The 15,743-nt window shown below is 73.6% G+C and carries 14 protein-coding genes; 7 read left to right on the top strand and 7 right to left on the bottom strand.

Annotation, left to right across the window (positions count from 1 at the left end; all coding sequences use genetic code 11):
- Positions 1-96: 96 nt before the first annotated feature.
- Positions 97-249 (top strand): hypothetical protein, encoded by a 153-nt coding sequence (locus tag AC0I8G_RS14165; protein WP_471730482.1) that lies wholly within the window; start codon positions 97-99, stop codon positions 247-249.
- Between the two features lie 53 nt (positions 250-302).
- Here the strand turns inward: AC0I8G_RS14165 and AC0I8G_RS14160 are convergent, their stop codons facing one another.
- The gene (locus AC0I8G_RS14160; protein ID WP_471730481.1) at positions 303-593 is read right to left on the bottom strand and encodes a WXG100 family type VII secretion target; all 291 of its coding nucleotides are present in this window, start codon (positions 591-593) and stop codon (positions 303-305) included.
- 164 nt (positions 594-757) lie between these two features.
- Here AC0I8G_RS14160 and AC0I8G_RS14155 point away from each other — a divergent pair, with 164 nt between their 5' ends.
- Positions 758-1,294 (top strand): DUF4031 domain-containing protein, encoded by a 537-nt coding sequence (locus AC0I8G_RS14155; protein WP_471730480.1) that lies wholly within the window; start codon positions 758-760, stop codon positions 1,292-1,294.
- A 55-nt stretch (positions 1,295-1,349) separates the two neighbouring features.
- On the opposite strand, the gene AC0I8G_RS14150 is transcribed toward AC0I8G_RS14155, so the two are convergent.
- From AC0I8G_RS14150 to AC0I8G_RS14140, 3 genes are all read right to left on the bottom strand, one after another.
- Positions 1,350-2,843 (bottom strand): S1C family serine protease, encoded by a 1,494-nt coding sequence (locus tag AC0I8G_RS14150; protein WP_471730479.1) that lies wholly within the window; start codon positions 2,841-2,843, stop codon positions 1,350-1,352.
- Positions 2,844-2,956: 113 nt separating this feature from the next.
- Positions 2,957-4,525, bottom strand: coding sequence for a sensor histidine kinase (locus AC0I8G_RS14145; RefSeq protein WP_471730478.1), 1,569 nt, complete (start codon positions 4,523-4,525; stop codon positions 2,957-2,959).
- Positions 4,522-5,241 carry a response regulator transcription factor gene (locus tag AC0I8G_RS14140; protein WP_380261414.1) on the bottom strand — a complete coding sequence of 240 codons (720 nt, stop codon included), beginning with the start codon at positions 5,239-5,241 and terminating at the stop codon, positions 4,522-4,524. The genes AC0I8G_RS14145 and AC0I8G_RS14140 overlap by 4 nt, the downstream gene beginning before the upstream one ends.
- Positions 5,242-5,325: 84 nt before the next feature.
- Between AC0I8G_RS14140 and AC0I8G_RS14135 the strand changes: the two genes are divergently transcribed.
- The 5 genes from AC0I8G_RS14135 (at position 5,326) to AC0I8G_RS14115 (ending at position 10,750) form a co-directional block, all read left to right on the top strand.
- Entirely contained in the window at positions 5,326-6,108 is a 783-nt protein-coding gene (locus AC0I8G_RS14135; RefSeq protein WP_471730477.1) for a HipA family kinase, read from the top strand.
- On the top strand, positions 6,101-6,508 hold the full coding sequence (locus AC0I8G_RS14130; protein WP_471730476.1) for a DUF3037 domain-containing protein: 408 nt from the start codon (positions 6,101-6,103) through the stop codon (positions 6,506-6,508). Before AC0I8G_RS14135 ends, AC0I8G_RS14130 begins: the two co-directional genes overlap by 8 nt.
- Positions 6,509-6,525: 17 nt before the next feature.
- A complete protein-coding gene (locus AC0I8G_RS14125) occupies positions 6,526-8,571 on the top strand; it encodes a M3 family metallopeptidase (RefSeq protein ID WP_471730475.1) in 2,046 nt (681 codons plus the stop codon).
- Between the two features lie 49 nt (positions 8,572-8,620).
- Entirely contained in the window at positions 8,621-9,667 is a 1,047-nt protein-coding gene (locus AC0I8G_RS14120; RefSeq protein ID WP_471730474.1) for an NADPH:quinone reductase, read from the top strand.
- 159 nt (positions 9,668-9,826) lie between these two features.
- The gene (locus AC0I8G_RS14115) at positions 9,827-10,750 is read left to right on the top strand and encodes a glycerophosphodiester phosphodiesterase (RefSeq protein WP_471730473.1); all 924 of its coding nucleotides are present in this window, start codon (positions 9,827-9,829) and stop codon (positions 10,748-10,750) included.
- 10 nt (positions 10,751-10,760) lie between these two features.
- Here AC0I8G_RS14115 and AC0I8G_RS14110 read toward each other — a convergent pair whose 3' ends face one another.
- From AC0I8G_RS14110 to AC0I8G_RS14100, 3 genes are all read right to left on the bottom strand, one after another.
- Complete coding sequence (locus AC0I8G_RS14110; protein ID WP_380261426.1) at positions 10,761-12,437, bottom strand: DNA repair helicase XPB; 1,677 nt, start codon at positions 12,435-12,437, stop codon at positions 10,761-10,763.
- Between the two features lie 37 nt (positions 12,438-12,474).
- Positions 12,475-13,242 (bottom strand): DUF4190 domain-containing protein, encoded by a 768-nt coding sequence (locus tag AC0I8G_RS14105; protein ID WP_471730472.1) that lies wholly within the window; start codon positions 13,240-13,242, stop codon positions 12,475-12,477.
- Between the two features lie 84 nt (positions 13,243-13,326).
- Complete coding sequence (locus tag AC0I8G_RS14100; protein WP_471730471.1) at positions 13,327-15,696, bottom strand: helicase-associated domain-containing protein; 2,370 nt, start codon at positions 15,694-15,696, stop codon at positions 13,327-13,329.
- Between the last annotated feature and the right edge of the window lie 47 nt (positions 15,697-15,743).

Genomic DNA, 15,743 nt, shown 5'->3' with positions numbered 1-15,743 from the left:
TCGTGTGGGACAGGTCACTACGTGTGAAGTTCCGCCGTGGCTTGCCGATCCTCCAGTGACCGGTAAAGTGAACGGAAGATGAACAGGAGGTGGCACATGAACAACACTCAGACCAAGGCCACGTTGACCACGGGTGCTACGCCCACCGCGCACTGGGTCGAGGTCCGCGACGCGTCGGGCCGTCGGCACCTGGAGATGCGCTGGAGCGTCCCCGGAGCGCAGACGACGACGCTCTCGCACGCCGCCTGATCGAGGCGAACCACCGGTAGGCCCCGCGCACCGAGCGCGGGGCCTCCGCTGCGTCAGGCCGTGAACATCCGGGCGTTGGCCGACTCCACGTCGGCGTACTGCTGCGCGGCCCGCGCCAGCGCCTGCTGGATCTCCTCCAGCGTGGTCCGCACCTGGTCCTGGGTGAGGCGCCACCGCTGCGTCAGGGTCTGGAAGCTCGACGCCGCACTGCCCTTCCAGCACGACTCGAGGTCCAGCAGGTGCCGCATCATGCCCTCGACCTCGGTGGCGACGTTGCCCGAGGAGACGGCGACGGCGGCGCTCGCCTGCTGGACGCGTGCACTGTCGACCTCGAACCGGCTCATGGGATCCTCCTCCCCGCGGGACACGCCCGCGGACTCGTGAGCGACCGGACGACCCGGCGCACGAGGAACGTAGGTCGCCACCGGGGGAGTACCGCCGCGTTGTCCACAGATCCGCGCCTGGTCCAGCAGTGGTCGCACCCTGTGCACGCACGGACGGCCCGCGCGTGACCGTCCTCGTCGACACCGCGCGCTTCCCCGGCCACGGCCGGTGGTGGGCCCACCTCGCCAGCGACACCTCCACCGAGGAGCTGCACGCGTTCGCGGCCCGCCTCGGGATCCCCCGCCGAGCCTTCGAGGGCGACCACTACGACGTCCCCGAGGAGCGCGTCGAGGAGGCCGTCGCCGCCGGCGCCACCCGGGTCAGCACCCGGGAGCTGTTGCGCCGCCTGCAGTCCGCCGGCCTGCGCACCCCGAAGCGGCGGGGCGAGAAGGTCCTCGCCAGCGGGGTGGAGGACGGGGTGCGCGTGGACGTCGTCCGCGCCGACGTCGTCCCGCTCCCGCACGGCACCCACTACCTCGTCACCGGCCCGGACCTGGTGGAGGTCGCGCAGCTCACCGGCCGGGTGCGGGGCTTCCGCCGCCGATGGAGCCGGACGCCGGCCGGGACCGTCGTGGTCCACGACGGGGTCTGCGTCGGGGAGGGCGTCCTCGCCGTCCCGGCGGAGCGCTGGTGGTCACCGTTGGTCGCACCCGACGCCTGACGCGAGCAGGCCCCGCCCCCGGGTGTCCGGGAGCGGGGCCGTCAGGCGTTCGGGATCAGTTCTCGGCGCGTGCCGTCAGCGTCGCGGTGAGCTTCTGCTCGGCGCCGTTGCGCACCACGGTCAGCTCGACGGAGCTGCCCACGGCCTTGCCGCGGATCGTCGCGGTGAGGGACTCGAAGCCGTCGACGGTCTGCCCGTCGACCGCGGTGATGACGTCACCCTTCTGCACGCCCGCGGCGGCGGCGGGAGCGCCGCTGGTCACGTCGGCCACCTCCGCGCCCTCGCGGGTCACGTCGCCGACGGTGACCGTGGCGGGGTTCTCGGAGAGGCTGACCCCCAGCCAGGCGTGCTGCGCCGTCCCGGACTTCACGAGCTGGTCGGCGATCATCTTGACCTCGTTGGAGGGGATGGCGAAGCCCAGGCCGATGCTGCCGGATTGCGTCGCGCTGGAGCTCGAGCTCAACGAGGCGATCGAGGAGTTGATCCCGATGACCTTGCCGGAGGAGTCCAGCAGCGCCCCGCCGGAGTTGCCCGGGTTGATCGCGGCGTCGGTCTGGATGGCGTTGGTGGCCGCGGTCTCACCGGTCGTCTGCTGCTGCTGCTGACCGAAGGGGTTCTGCGACTGGCTCTCGTCCTCGGCCTGGGTGAGCACCGGGCGGTCCAGGGCCGAGACGATGCCCGTCGTCGCGCTGCCCGACAGGCCCAGCGGGTTGCCCAGCGCCATCACGGCCTGGCCGGCGACCACGTCGTCGGAGTCGGCGAACGTCGCGGCCTTGAGGTCGCTCGGCGGGTCGCTCAGCTGGATGACGGCGAGGTCGGTCGCCGTGTCCGTGCCCTTGATGGTCGCCTTGTACTCGCGGCCGTCGGAGAGGGTGACGGTGATCGTCGCCCCCGTGCCCAGACCCGACACGACGTGGTTGTTGGTGACGATGTAGCCGGAGGCGTCGTAGACGATGCCGGACCCCTCGGCCGTGCCCGCCGAACCCTCGACGGTGACGGCCACGACGCTCGGCGCGACCGCGCTCACGACGGCCTGCCAGTTCACGGTCGTCTCGCTGACGCCCTGGATCTGGGCGGAGCTGGACGAGGAGCTGGAGGCGCCCGACCCGGAGGCGGAGGTGTCCTGGCCGAAGGCGCCGACCGCGGCCGCGGTCAGCAGGCTCGCGGCGACGGCACCGGCCAGCGCGGCCCCGGCCACCCCGAACCAGCCCGGGGAACGACGCGGGCCGCGCCCGCCACCGCCCCCGCCCCGGCCGTGGTCGTCACCGCCGTTGCCGTTGGGCGGGGTCGGACCGCCGGGGGTCGTCCACGGGTCGCGCTGCCCGTACTGGTGGCCGGACTGCTCACCCTGGGGGGGCTGGCCGTAGCCGGCCTGGTTCCAGTCCCACTGCTGGGGCTGGGTGGGGGAGTTCTCGCCCCAGCCGCGGTTCTCGTCGCTGCCGCGGGCCTGGGTGGTGACGACAGTGCCGGGGAAGGCTCCGCCGGTCGCCACGCCGGACGGGGCGTGACCGTTGCCGTCGGGGGTCTGACGTTCGTCGGAGCCGTTCATCCTGATTCACCTCTGCGAGTCGGGCGTCTGCTGGTCGTTCCGGGCGCGGGGTCCGCGCTCGCACCTCTAGTAACGGACACCGGGCTGCAGGTGAACCCGGAGTCAGCTGGAACCTAGCTGTGAATGATCGGGGACGGAGGGTCGTCCTCGACCGGTTCCTCGGGCGGGACGGTGCTGGTGGGGCTGTCGGCGCGGAACCGTACCCGGAAGGTCGCCCCACCACCCTCCGTGGGCGCGACGGCCACCGTCCCACCGTGGACCTCCACGATCGTCGAGACGATCGCCAGGCCCAACCCGGACCCGCCACCCGTCCCGCGGCGTCGCGAGGAGTCGACCCGGTAGAAGCGCTCGAAGACCCGGTCCGCCTGCTCCGGGGTCAGCCCCGGCCCGTGGTCGCGCACCTCCACCACCGACTCCGGACCTGACGGGCCCATCAGCCGGCCCACGGCGACCTCGACCGGCGTCCCGGCGGGGGTGTGGTCCAGGGCGTTGCCCAGCAGGTTCGTCAGGACCTGGCGCATCCCGGACTCGTCGGCCAGCACGATCGCGGAGTTCGGGCCCACGCCGTCCTCGAGCCCCACCAGACGCACCGAACGGTCCGACGCCAACCCCCGGGCGTCGTGCACGGCGTCGGAGGCGACCACCGCGAGGTCGACGGGTTCCCGGGTCGCGCTCCGGCGCCGCTGCGCCTCGTCGAGCCGGGCCAGGCGCAGCAGGTCCTCCACGAGGTGACCGAGTCGCGTCGACTCGCCCTCGATGCGTTCCATCACGTGGGCGACGTCGTCGGGTTCGCGCACCGCGCCCTGCCGGTACAGCTCGGCGAAACCACGGATGGCGGCCAGCGGCGTGCGGAGTTCGTGGCTGGCGTCGGCGACGAAGCGCCGCATCTGCTCCTCGGAACGTTGCTGGGAGTGGAACAGCGCCTCGATCCGGGTCAGCATCGTGTTCAGCGCGCTCGACAGACGGCCGATCTCGGTGCTCTGCGGGTGGTCCGGAACCCGTTGGGAGAGATCACCGGCCGCGATGGCCGACGCGGTGCGCTCGATGTCGTCCAGGGGCTGGAAGCTGCGCCGGATCGCCAGGGCGGCGGCGAACCCACCGAGGACGAGGACCGCGATCGCGACGGCCAGCGCGGTGACCCGGAAGTCGGCCACCGTCTGGGTCGCACCCGCGAGCGGGAGGGCGACCGCGATGTTCACCCGGGTCCCGTTCGAGGAGCCCGCGAAGAGGAGGACCCGCCACGGGTCACCGCTGCCCTCATCGGTCGCCGTGAACGGCTTCCCCTGCTTCGCCGCCACGTAGGCGTTCGTCAGCGCGGGCAGGAGAGGCCGCTCCGAGCAGTGCTCGGAGTCGTCGGAGGTGCACCACTCGGAGGGGTTCGCACCGTCCGCGTCCGCGATCTGCACGTAGTAGTCCGATAGCAACCGGTCCTGGGGAGAGGACTGGTTGAAGGCCGGGAACGCGTTCTTGATCGCCGCGACGCCCTTGGTGCTCAGCTCCTCGTCGACCTGGCTCCGCAGACTGTTCTGCAGCAGCTGCAACGAGACCAGGCTCGTCACCGTCATCGCCATCACCAGCAGCAGCACCACGATGCAGAGCAGGCGCACCCGCAACGGCAGGTGCGCCTCGGCCGCCAGGACCCTGCCCCTCGCGGACCGCACCCGGTCCGCGGGCGACCTCATCCCACCGTCTGCGCGACGCGCAGGACGTACCCGACGCCCCGCTTGGTGTGGATCAGCGGTTCCAGACCCTCGGTGTCCAGCTTGCGTCGCAGGTAGGAGATGTAGCTCTCCACGATCCCCGCCTCGCCGTTGAAGTCGTAGTCCCACACGTGGTCGAGGATCTGGGCCTTGGAGAGCACCCGGTTCGGGTTGAGCATGAGGTAGCGCAGCAGCTTGAACTCGGTGGGGGAGAGCTCCACCTCGCGTCCGCCGCGGCGGACCTCGTGGGAGTCCTCCTCGAGTTCCAGGTCGTGGAAGACCAGGCGCCCCGTGTCGGCGCCCTCGGCCCCGCCGGTGCGGCGCAGCACGGCCCGGATCCGGGCCACGACCTCCTCCAGGCTGAAGGGCTTCGTCACGTAGTCGTCGCCGCCGACGGTGAGCCCCGCCACCTTGTCGGCGGTGTCGTCCCGGGCGGTGAGGAACAGCACCGGGACGAGCCGTCCCCGTTCGCGCAGCTTGCGCGTCACGGTGAAGCCGTCGACGTCGGGCAGCATGACGTCGAGGACCACGAGGTCCGGGCGGAAGTCCTCGGCCAGCTTCAGCGCCTCGGCACCGTCACCCGCCGAGGCGACCTCGAAGCCGGCGAAGCGGAGGCTGGTGGCCAGCAGCTCGCGGATGCTCGGCTCGTCGTCGACCACCAGCAGCCGGGCCTCCGGGGCGGAACTCGTAGATCTCACGGCCACGATTCTGCGCCCGAACCCTGGGAGGGACCTGGGGACTCGCCCGGAGCCCCGTGCGCGTCGGGGTGCGAAGATCTGTGGGTGCTGAGGAAGGTGACCGCGACGCGCTACGTCGCGCCGTTGCGGGAGGGCGGGAGCCTCCCCGGGCTCTGCGAGGCCGACGACCTGGGGACCTACGTCGTGAAGTTCCACGGCGCGGGGCAGGGCCGGCGGGTGCTCGTGGCCGAGGTCCTCGCCGCGCACCTCGCCGGTGCGCTCGGCCTGGCCGTCCCCGAACTCGTCGTCGCCGTCGTCGACCCGGTCATCGGGCGGGGTGAGCCCGACGAGGAGGTCCAGGACCTGCTGCTGCGTTCCCCGGGCGAGAACCTGGGGATGGACTTCCTGCCCGGTGCGCTCTCCTTCGACCCCGCGGTGGACCCCGTCGACCCCGACTGGGCCGCGCGCGTCCTGTGGTTCGACGCCTTCGTCCTCAACGTCGACCGCTCCTGGCGCAACCCGAACTCGTTGTGGTGGGGCGCCCGGCCCTGGCTCATCGACCACGGTGCGTCCCTCTACTTCCACCACGACTGGCCGCGCGCCGCCGCGAGCACCGACCGGCCGCTGCGCCACGCCGAGGACCACCTGCTGCTGCGCGCCGCGGCGGCGGTGACCGACGTCGCCGGGCGCTGCGCCGCGGCGTTGTCCCCCGACGTCCTGCGCGCCGCCGTCGACGAGGTCCCCGACGGCTGGCTCGAGGACGAACCCGGTTTCGACTCCGTCGAGGACCTGCGCCGCGCCTACCTCGACTGGTTCACCGCCCGCCTCGCCGGCCCCTCCTGGGTCTCGGAACTGGCCCGGGTCCAGGCGGAGGTGCCCCGTGGCTGAGCTGGAGGTCCCCGCACTGGAGGTCTACGAGTACGCCGTCGTCCGCGTCGTCCCCCGCGTCGAGCGGGCCGAGTTCGTCAACGCCGGCGTCGTGCTGTGGTGCCGCGCGCTGGAACACCTGCAGGCCCGCACCGCCTTCGACGTGGACCGGGCCCGGGCGCTGGCCCCGGACCTCGACGTCGAGGCCGTCACCCGCCACCTCGCGGCGCTCGAGGCCGTCTGCGCCGGGGACCCCCGCGGCGGGGCCCCCACGACCGAGGCGAAGGGCGTCCGGTTCCGCTGGCTCGTCGCCCCCCGCTCGACCGTGCTGCAGACCTCGCCCGTGCACTGCGGCCTGACCCCCGACCCCGCCGCCGAACTCGACCGCCTCGTGACGTCCCTGGTGGCGCCGCGGGGGTGATCGGGGAGGATCGGGGCATGGCCCTCGATCCGCAGAACCCGTTCGCCGCCCCCAGCGACCTGCCGTTCGCGGTGCCGCCCTTCGACCGGATCCGCGTCGAGCACTACGCCCCGGCCTTCGAGGCCGGGATGGCCGAGCACCTCGGCGAGGTCGACGCGCTGCTCGCCGCCGACCTGAGCCCGACGCAGTTCCTCGACGCGCTGGAGTCGGCCGGGCAGTTGCTGGGCCGTGTCGAGGCGGTGTTCTTCAACCTCGTCGGGACCGACGCCGACGACGCGCTGCGGGCGGTGCAGGAGGAGTTCTCGCCGCGGCTCTCCGCCCACCACGACGCCGTCCGCCTCGACCCGCGTCTCGTCGCCCGCGTGCGCGAGATGCACGAGGACACCTCCCTCGACCTCGACGGGGAGCCGCGTCGGTTGCTGGAGAAGCTGCACCGCGACGCGGCCCGCTCCGGGGCGCTGCTCGAGGAGGCCGACGCCGCCCGGTTGCGGGAGCTCAACGAGGAACTGTCCCGGCTCACCACGCGGTTCGACGTCGAACTGCTCGCCGACACCAACGCCCTCGCCGTCCACCTCACCGACGCCGACGCGCTCGACGGGCTGGCCCCGAGCGAGCTGGCCCGCGCCGCGAGCGCGGCGGGGGAGCGGGGCGGCTACCTCGTGCCGCTCGTCCTCCCGACCGGTCAGCCCGTGCTGGAGTCCCTGCGCCGCAGGGAGACCCGCCGACTCGTCCACGAGGCCTCGGTGCAGCGCGGGGGCCGCGGCGGTGCGCACGACACCCGGGCGGTCCTGGTGCGCATCGCGGCGGTGCGCGCCGAACGGGCCGCCCTGCTCGGCTACCCCGACCACGCCTCCTGGGTCGTCGCGGACGAGACCGCGGGCGACGTCGAGGCCGCCGTCGGGATGCTGCGCCGTCTCGCCCCCGCCGCCGTCGCGAACGCCCGTCGGGAGGAGGCGGAAATCGCCGACCTGCTGCTCGCCGATGGCGAGACGGGGCCGTTGCAGCCCTGGGACTGGGCCTACTACGCGGAACGGTTGCGGCGCGAGCGCTTCGCCGTCGACGCCGAGGCGTTGCGACCGTGGTTCGACCTCGAACGGGTCCTGGTCGACGGGGTGTTCGCCACGGCCACGGCGCTCTACGGGCTGACCTTCACCGAACGCACCGACGTCCCGGTGTTCTCCCCCGACGTGCGGGCCTTCGAGGTCTCCGACGAGAACGGTCCGCTGGGCCTGTACCTGTTCGACCCCTACGCGCGGGCGACGAAGCGCGGTGGGGCGTGGATGAGTTCCTTCGTCGAGCAGTCGCGGTTGCTGGGGCAGCGCCCCGTCGTCATGAACTGCCTCAACGTGGCGAAACCCGCCCTGGGCGACCCGGCGCTGCTGAGCGTCGACGAGGTCGAGACCCTCTTCCACGAGTTCGGGCACACCCTGCACGGGTTGCTTTCCGACGTGCACTTCCCGCGGTTCTCCGGGACCAGCGTCCCCCGCGACTTCGTGGAGTTCCCGTCCCAGGTCAACGAGTTCTGGGGTTTCGAACCCGAGGTCATCGCCCGCTACGCCCGCCACGTCGAGACCGGCGAACCCCTCCCGGAGGGAGCGGTGGACGGTCTGCGGGCCGCTCGCGGCTACGGCCAGGGGTTCGGGACCACCGAGTACCTCGCCGCCTCGTTGCTGGACCAGGCGTGGCACCGCGTCGCCCCCGGCGCCCTCGATGACGCGACCCCCGACGACGTCGGCGCGTTCGAGGCCCGCGCGCTGCAGGACGCCGGCGTCGCCCTCGACACCGTCCCGCCGCGCTACCGCAGCACCTACTTCCACCACGTCTTCGGTGGCGGGTACGCCGCGGCCTACTACTCCTACGTCTGGAGCGAGGTCCTCGACGCCGACACGGTGGAGTGGTTCGCCGAGAACGGCGGGCTGCGCCGGGAGAACGGCGAGCACTTCCGGGCGACCGTCCTGTCCCGCGGCGGCAGCGTCGACCCGCTGCAGGCCTACCGGGAGTTCCGCGGCCGCGACGCCGACCTCGCCCCGCTGCTGCGACGACGGGGCCTGGAACAGGCCTGAGCGGAACCCTGAGCGGAACAGTGAGCGGCCGGGCGGGGTTCGCCTCGAGGTGAAGTCCATCGTGTACTCCGAGACCGGTCCCGCCTCCGTCCTGCGCCTGGAGGAGCGCCCCGTCCCCGAGCCCGGCGCCGGCGAGGTCCGGGTGCGTGTCGTGGTGTCCGGGGTCAACCCCACCGACTGGAAGTCCCGGCGCGGCAGCGGCGACGGGCAGCCCCTCGCCTTCGCCGAGACCACCCCGAACCAGGACGGTGCCGGGGTCGTCGACGCCGTCGGCCCGGGCGTGACCGGCTTCGCCGTGGGCGACCGGGTGTGGACGTGCATGGCCGCGCACGGCCGCCCCACGGGTACCGCGCAGGAGTTCACGGTGCTGCCCGCCGAGCGGGTGGCCCCGCTGCCCGAGGGGGTCTCCTTCGACGTGGGCGCGTCGCTGGGGGTGCCGGCCGTCACCGCGCACCGGGCCCTGACCGTGGCCGAGGACGGCCCGCGACGGCTGGCCCCCGGAGCGCTCGACGGGCGGGTCGTGCTCGTCTCCGGCGGCGCCGGCGCCGTCGGGCACGCGGCGATCCAGCTCGCCCGCTGGGCCGGGGCCACGGTGATCACCACCGTCAGCGGACCCGAGAAGGCGCGACTGGCCACTGCCGCCGGCGCCCACCACGTCGTCAACTACCGCGAGGGAGACCCCGCCGCGGAGATCCGTGCGATCGCCCCCGACGGGGTCGACCTCGTCGTCGAGGTCGCCCTCGCGCCGAACCTCGAGCTGGACCAGGCCGTCGTCCGTCCGCGCGCCTCGATCGCCAGCTACGCGAACAACGGCGGTGACGACGTGCGCGTCGACATCCGCGCGAACATGGTCCTCAACACCCGGCTGCAGTTCATCCTCATGTACACGATGGGCGCGCAGGCGCTGGCCGCCGCGGCGGAGGACGTCACCGCCGCCCTGCGCGACGGCGCGCTGCCGGTGGGGGAGGAGCACGGTCTGCCCCTGCTGCGCTTCCCGCTGGCGCAGACGGCCGCCGCCCACGAGGCGGTCGAGGGCGACGCCGTCGGGAAGGTCCTCATCGACGTCGCGAGCCAGGGTTCCGGCGTCTCCGCCTGACGTCCCGACGGGGGTGCCTCACCCGGCGCAGGTCCGTTCCTGCGGACGGGTGAGGTGGCCCCGGCGCGGCTTCAGGTCCCCCACAGGCGTGCCGAAGGCTCCTCGAACACGCGCCGGGCAACCCCTCGGTGCTCGCTCCCAGCAGGGCGGAGACCCCTGGTGACCCTCGACAGCCGCTTCCCGGTCGACGCCCCCTCGCCGGCCCTGCCCCTCGTGATCGCCCACCGCGGGTACTCCGCCGTGGCGCCGGAGAACACCCTCGCCGCGTTCGAGGCCGCCCTGCGGTGCGGTGCCCACATGGTCGAGACCGACCTGCACCCCGCGGCCGACGGCACGGCCGTCCTCATCCACGACGACGACGTCGACGCCACCACCGGGGGCAGCGGCCGGGTGTCCGACCTCGGCCCCGCCGAGCTGGCCCGACTCGACGCCGGTTCCTGGTTCTCCACCGCCTACCGCGGCCAGCGCGTCCCCCTGCTGGCGGACCTGCTGAACCTGCTCGCCGAGCACCCCGGAGCCCAGCTGCTGCTGGAGCTGAAGGGCGTCTGGGGCCGTGCGGAGGTCGAGGGGGTGCTGCGGGACGTGCGCCGCAGTGGTGCCCTCGAGCAGGTCGTGCTGCAGAGCTTCGAGGTGGACACGCTGATGACCGTGCAGCAGGTGGCGCCGCAGGTGCGCCGCGCGATCCTGCTCGACGACCTCGACGCCGACGCCCTCGCCCAGGGACGTGCCCTGCGCCGCGACCTCGGCGTGATCGCCTGCAACCCGTCCGTCACCTGTCTGGCCGCCCGGCCCGCCGCGGTGGCCGAACTGCACGCCGCCGGCCTGGCGGTGTGGCCGTGGACCGTGAACGAGGCGGCGCTCTGGCGGGTGCTGGTCGAGGCCGGGGTCGACGGCGTCATCACCAACCGTCCGGACGGGCTGCTGGGCTGGCTCGAGGCACGACAGGACGCCCGCCCCGAGCCCGCGGACCTGCTGCTCGCCGCCCTGGCCCAGCGCGGGCGCGCGGTCCCGGCCCTCGTGCCGACCCCGGCGGTGGACCCGATGGCCCCGGTGACACCCGCCCCGCGCCTGGCTCCGCTCTAGCCGCGCCGCCTCAGTTCCCGGGCAGGACCCCGTCGGCGTCGGGGACGCCACCGTCGATGTCGTCGGCGTCCACGATCCGGTAGGCGTAGCCCTGCTCGGCCAGGAAGCGCTGCCGGTGGGCGGCGTAGTCCTGGTCCTTGGTGTCGCGGGAGACGACGGTGTAGAACCGCGCCGAGCCGTGGTCGCCCTTGGGCCGCAGCACCCGGCCGAGGCGCTGGGCCTCCTCCTGGCGCGACCCGAACGAGCCCGACACCTGGATCGCGACCTTGGCCTCCGGCAGGTCGATCGAGAAGTTCGCGACCTTGCTGACGACGAGCGTCGTGATCTCGCCGTGGCGGAACGCCTCGAAGAGGCGCTGACGTTCCTTGACCGTCGTCTCGCCCTTGATCACGGGCGCGTCGAGACGCCTCCCGAGGTCGTCGAGCTGGTCGATGTACTGACCGATGACCAGCGTCGGCTCGCCCTTGTGCTGCGCGACGAGCTTCTCCACCACCCGGGACTTCGACGCGGAGGTCGAGCACAACCGGTACTTCTCGTCGTCCTCGGCCGTGGCGTAGGCCAGGCGTTCGGAGTCGGGGAGGGTGACGCGCACCTCGACGCAGTCGGCGGGCGCGATGTAGCCCTGCGCCTCGATGTCCTTCCACGGGGCGTCGTAGCGCTTGGGACCGATGAGGGAGAACACGTCGCCCTCGCGGCCGTCCTCGCGCACCAGCGTCGCCGTCAGCCCGAGGCGGCGACGGGCCTGCAGGTCGGCGGTCATCCGGAAGATGGGCGCGGGCAGCAGGTGGACCTCGTCGTAGAGGATGAGTCCCCAGTCGCGGGCGTCGAAGAGCTCCAGGTGCGGGTAGACACCCTTCCGCTTCGTCGTGACGACCTGGTACGTCGCGATCGTCACCGGGCGGATCTCCTTGCGGGCCCCGGAGTACTCGCCGATCTCGTCCTCGGTCAGCGAGGTGCGCTTGAGCAGCTCGTCGCGCCACTGCCGGGCCGAGACGGTGTTGGTCACGAGGATCAGCGTCGTCGCGCGGGCCTTGGCCATCGCGGCCGCCCCCACGAGGGTCTTGCCGGCCCCGCAGGGCAGCACGACCACCCCGGACCCGCCGTGCCAGAAGTTGTCCACCGCGTCGGCCTGGTAGGGCCGCAGGGTCCAGCCGTCCTCGGCCAGGTCGATCGCGTGCGCCTCACCGTCGACGTACCCGGCGAGGTCCTCGGCCGGCCAGCCCAGCTTCAGCAGCACCTGCTTGAGGTTCCCGCGTTCGCTCGGGTGCACCAGGACGGTGTCCGGGGCGATGCGGGTCCCCAGCAGCGGCGAGGCCTTCTTGCTGCGCAGGATCTCCTCGAGCACGGGAGCGTCGAGGGAGCGCAGGACGAGGCCGTGCTCCTCGTCCTTCACCAGCTGCAGCCGGCCGTAGCGGGCCATCGTCTCGGCCACGTCGACCAGCAACGCGTGCGGGACGGAGTAGCGGGAGAACTCCAGCAGGGTGTCGACGACCTGTTCGGCGTCGTGGCCCGCGGCGCGGGCGTTCCACAGCCCCAACGGCGTCAACCGGTAGGTGTGGACGTGCTCGGGGGCACGTTCGAGTTCGGCGAAGGGAGCGATCGCCGCCCGGCACGCACTCGCGCGCGGGTGGTCGACCTCGAGCAGCAGGGTCTTGTCGCTCTGGACGATGAGGGGTCCGTCGGTCACCTGGTGGTCAACTCCGCAGGGGGTCTGGTACTTCCGGTCAGTGCGTGAACAGGACGCTCACGGAGTTGGAGTCGAACGTCGAGCTGCTGTCGAACCCGCCGTTGGTGCCGATCCCGATGATGATCGCGAGCCCGATCAGGCCCAGGACCGTCAGACCGATGTTCACCCACGCGCAGATCTTCCCCGCGAGCAGGAACCCCAGACCGCGCTTGGCGCCGTTGGCCTCCATGATCTCGCGACGGGCCCGGGGGATGAGGGCCAGCGCGACGATCGCCGCGATCCAGCCCAGACCCGTGAACATCAGCACCAGCCCGCCGACGGCGGTCCACAGGACGGCGTGCGCCATGCCCGCGACCGGCGCCTGCTGCGGGGCGCCGTAGCTGCCGTACTGGTTCGGGTACTGCTGGTTCGGGTAGGACGGGTTCGGGTACTGCTGCTGGCCCGGGTAGCTCGACGGGTACTGCTGGTTCTGCCCGTAGCCCGTGGGCTGGCCGTTCTGCTGCCCGTAGGGCGAGGACGACGGCGGGGACTGCTGCGACCAGGGCGAGGACGGCTGATCCGACTGACCCGGCTGCCCGTAGGGGCTGCTCGGCTGCCCGTAGCGCGGGAGGCTCTCCGTCGGCGGCGCGGTGGGGTGGGCCTGCGTCGGGGCGTCCGCGGCCGGCGGCGTCGACCGGTACGGGTCGTGCGCGTCCTCGGCGGAGGACGGGGTGGCGCCCGCCCGGTAGGGGTCCTGCGCCGGGGGTTCCTGGTCGGGCTTCTCCCACCAGGAACGCTGTCCGTCGCCCTGACCGCTGTCGCTCATGCTGGTTCGCGCTCCCGTGGGGTGTCCTCGATCTGGTCGTCGTGCGCTACGACGCTAGCTCACCTCTCCGACACGAGCCTCCGCTCAGGCCTGCGCCTCGGCCACACCGGTGACCCGGTGCACCGAGTAGGAGCGGACCGAGCGCTGCTCGTGGTCGAACGCGGTGATCCGCCCGCCCTCCACCCCCAGGGGTTCGACGAGGTGCCGGCTCGTGGAGCCGGACGCGTCCACGTAGCCGATCCACACCGGTCGTCGCCGTCCCACCGCGTCGCGCAGCACGGCCAGCGACGTCGTCGGGTCCATCGGCGGCAGCGGCGGGGCGTCCCGGGTGCGCTCGCGGCGTCGCTCCAGCTCCGCCACGTCCTCGTCACCGGCGCGGACGGTCTGGACGGCCGCGGCGAGCAGCGCGGCGCCCGGTGCGGGCGGTTCACCCGTCACGGGGCGGGGCGAGGGGCGCGGGCCCGAGCGCATCGCCGTCGTCCGCCGCACCAGGAGTTCGCCGTCGGGGCCCTCGGCCGCCGGGGCCACCCCGACCTGACGCAGCACGGACAGGACTTCGTCCGGATCGGCCGGGCTGGCCAGGACGGTCGGGGCCAGCATCCGCAACCCGATCGCCGCGCAGCGCTTGTCGGCGACGAGCTCCGCGAGCAGGGCCGGGTCCTCGGCGCGCACGTAGGACCCCGCACGCCCGACCCGGACCCGGCCGTGGCGGCGGGCGACGTCGCGGACCAGGTACTCCAGCGGCTGCGGGACACCCGTGGAGGACAACGCGGCGAGGAAGGCCAGGGCCTCGTCGGCCGTCTGACCGTCGTCGAGGCCGTGGCGCACCGACGTCGGGTCGAAGCGGTAGACCGTCGCGCCGCCCCGGCTCTCCACCCGGGCCAGCGACTCCAGCCGCCGGGACAGGTGGGTCTCCAGGGGCCCGGGGGCCACCGCGGTCAGGTCCGCCTGCAGCAGCACCTCGCGCACCGGCGTCGGCAGGGCCGCCGACAGCGCCGCGGCAGCCCCCTCCTCGTCGTCCACCAGGAGGGCCCGGCCCGCGGGAGAGAGGGCACCGGCCCCCAGGACCCCCAGCCAGGACGCGTCCCTGACGGTCCAGCCCACGAGGTCGTCGCGCAGCTTCGTCGCCCGCCGCGGGGACTGCCAGCGCAACCGCGCCGCCAACGTCTCCGTCGCCGCCACCTCGTCCTGCGCCAGCGCGGCGAGCTCGCTCAGCACCGCGCGCCGCACCACGAGGGCGGAGGCGCGGTCGAGGTCCGGGCCCAGCGCGTTGCGGGCGGCGTCCTTGGCGTCGCGGCTGCCGACCATCGCGGGCACCCGGGTGCTCGCCAGCCAGCAACTGGCCAGGTGCACCCAGCGGTAGGGCAGGTCCTCCTCGACCCAGGTGTCGTAGGCCGGTGTCGGCAGCCACCGCGGTTCGACCTCGCCGTCGTCGGCGACGAGCCCGGCGACCCAGGCCGTCTCCACGACCAGTGCGGCCGTGGACTCGTCGACCTCGAGGGCGCTCGCCGTCCGTCGCAGCTCGCGCACGCCGAGACCACCGGCGCGCAGCACCGACGGCCCCGCGGCACCCCACAACCGGCCCAGTTCGTCGACGAGGCGGCACGCCTCCGCGGCGGCCTCGGCCCCACCGGCGAGCACGACCTCGTGGCGTCGCGTCGTCGTGCTCAGTTCGGGCGGGCGTCGGTCGGGGGTGCGGTGCACGCGACCTCCGCGCAGCGCGAGGCCGACCTCGCGGGGGAGCACGACGGTTCCCGGGCCGGACACGGCCAGCAGCCCGCGCGAGAGCAACCAGTCCACCGGCCCCGTCGACGTCGCCGCCCGGACCTGGCGGTCGGCGCGTTCGACGGCACCCGTCGGCGGTCCCCAGGTCAGCTTGTCCAGGACCGTCCTGACCCCCTCGGGAGCGTCGGCGAGCACCTGCTCGACCGTGCCGGGAGCGCCGAGGTGCTCCCCGAGGCGGGTGAGGGCGACCTCGGGGTCGTGGCTGACCTCGAGACCGAGGTCCTCGAGCAGTTCCGCCAGCCGCTGCGGGGAGCGACGGCCCAGGGCGTCGGCCAGCGTCGGGCCGAGCCCCGCCGGGTGCGGGCCGAGGAGTTCGCGCACGGCCGAGACGAGGTGCAGGCGGCGGTCGGGTCCCCAGAGCAGCGCGGTGCGGCGCAGGTGCGCGACGACGTCGTTGGCGCGCGCCCCCCACGCCTTCGAGACCGCGGTGACGCTCGTCGGGTCCGGCAGCACCGCGAGCACCTCGGCGACCTGCAGGGCCGGGGTGTCCAGGCGTTCCAGCGCACGCTGGGTGCTCGCCCGCGTCGTCGCCCGGGTCGCCAGGGCCGTCGAGGACGTGGGCAGGGGCGCGGCGAGGTCGGGTCGCTGCGAGAACAGGACCACCAGGTCCTCGTCCGCGCGCGAGCGCAGGTCCTCGGCGAGGGTGCGCGGAGCAGGGGCCGTAGGCATCGGGCGAAGTCTAGGCGTGGTGTCGGACCCCGGCCCTACCGTGCCGC

Source organism: Kineococcus sp. AC630 (genome assembly GCF_979255925.1).
The sequence above is the reverse complement of the archived record's forward strand: the minus strand, read 5'-3'. Positions and strand labels throughout refer to the sequence as shown.

What these genes read in the sequence shown, in the direction of transcription:
- AC0I8G_RS14165 (WP_471730482.1), top strand. Translation starts at nt 97, where the DNA reads ATGAACAACACTCAGACCAAGGCCACGTTGACCACGGGTGCTACGCCC.
- AC0I8G_RS14160 (WP_471730481.1), bottom strand. Translation starts at nt 593, where the DNA reads ATGAGCCGGTTCGAGGTCGACAGTGCACGCGTCCAGCAGGCGAGCGCC.
- AC0I8G_RS14150 (WP_471730479.1), bottom strand. Translation starts at nt 2,843, where the DNA reads ATGAACGGCTCCGACGAACGTCAGACCCCCGACGGCAACGGTCACGCC.
- AC0I8G_RS14145 (WP_471730478.1), bottom strand. Translation starts at nt 4,525, where the DNA reads ATGAGGTCGCCCGCGGACCGGGTGCGGTCCGCGAGGGGCAGGGTCCTG.
- AC0I8G_RS14125 (WP_471730475.1), top strand. Translation starts at nt 6,526, where the DNA reads ATGGCCCTCGATCCGCAGAACCCGTTCGCCGCCCCCAGCGACCTGCCG.
- AC0I8G_RS14105 (WP_471730472.1), bottom strand. Translation starts at nt 13,242, where the DNA reads ATGAGCGACAGCGGTCAGGGCGACGGACAGCGTTCCTGGTGGGAGAAG.
- AC0I8G_RS14100 (WP_471730471.1), bottom strand. Translation starts at nt 15,696, where the DNA reads ATGCCTACGGCCCCTGCTCCGCGCACCCTCGCCGAGGACCTGCGCTCG.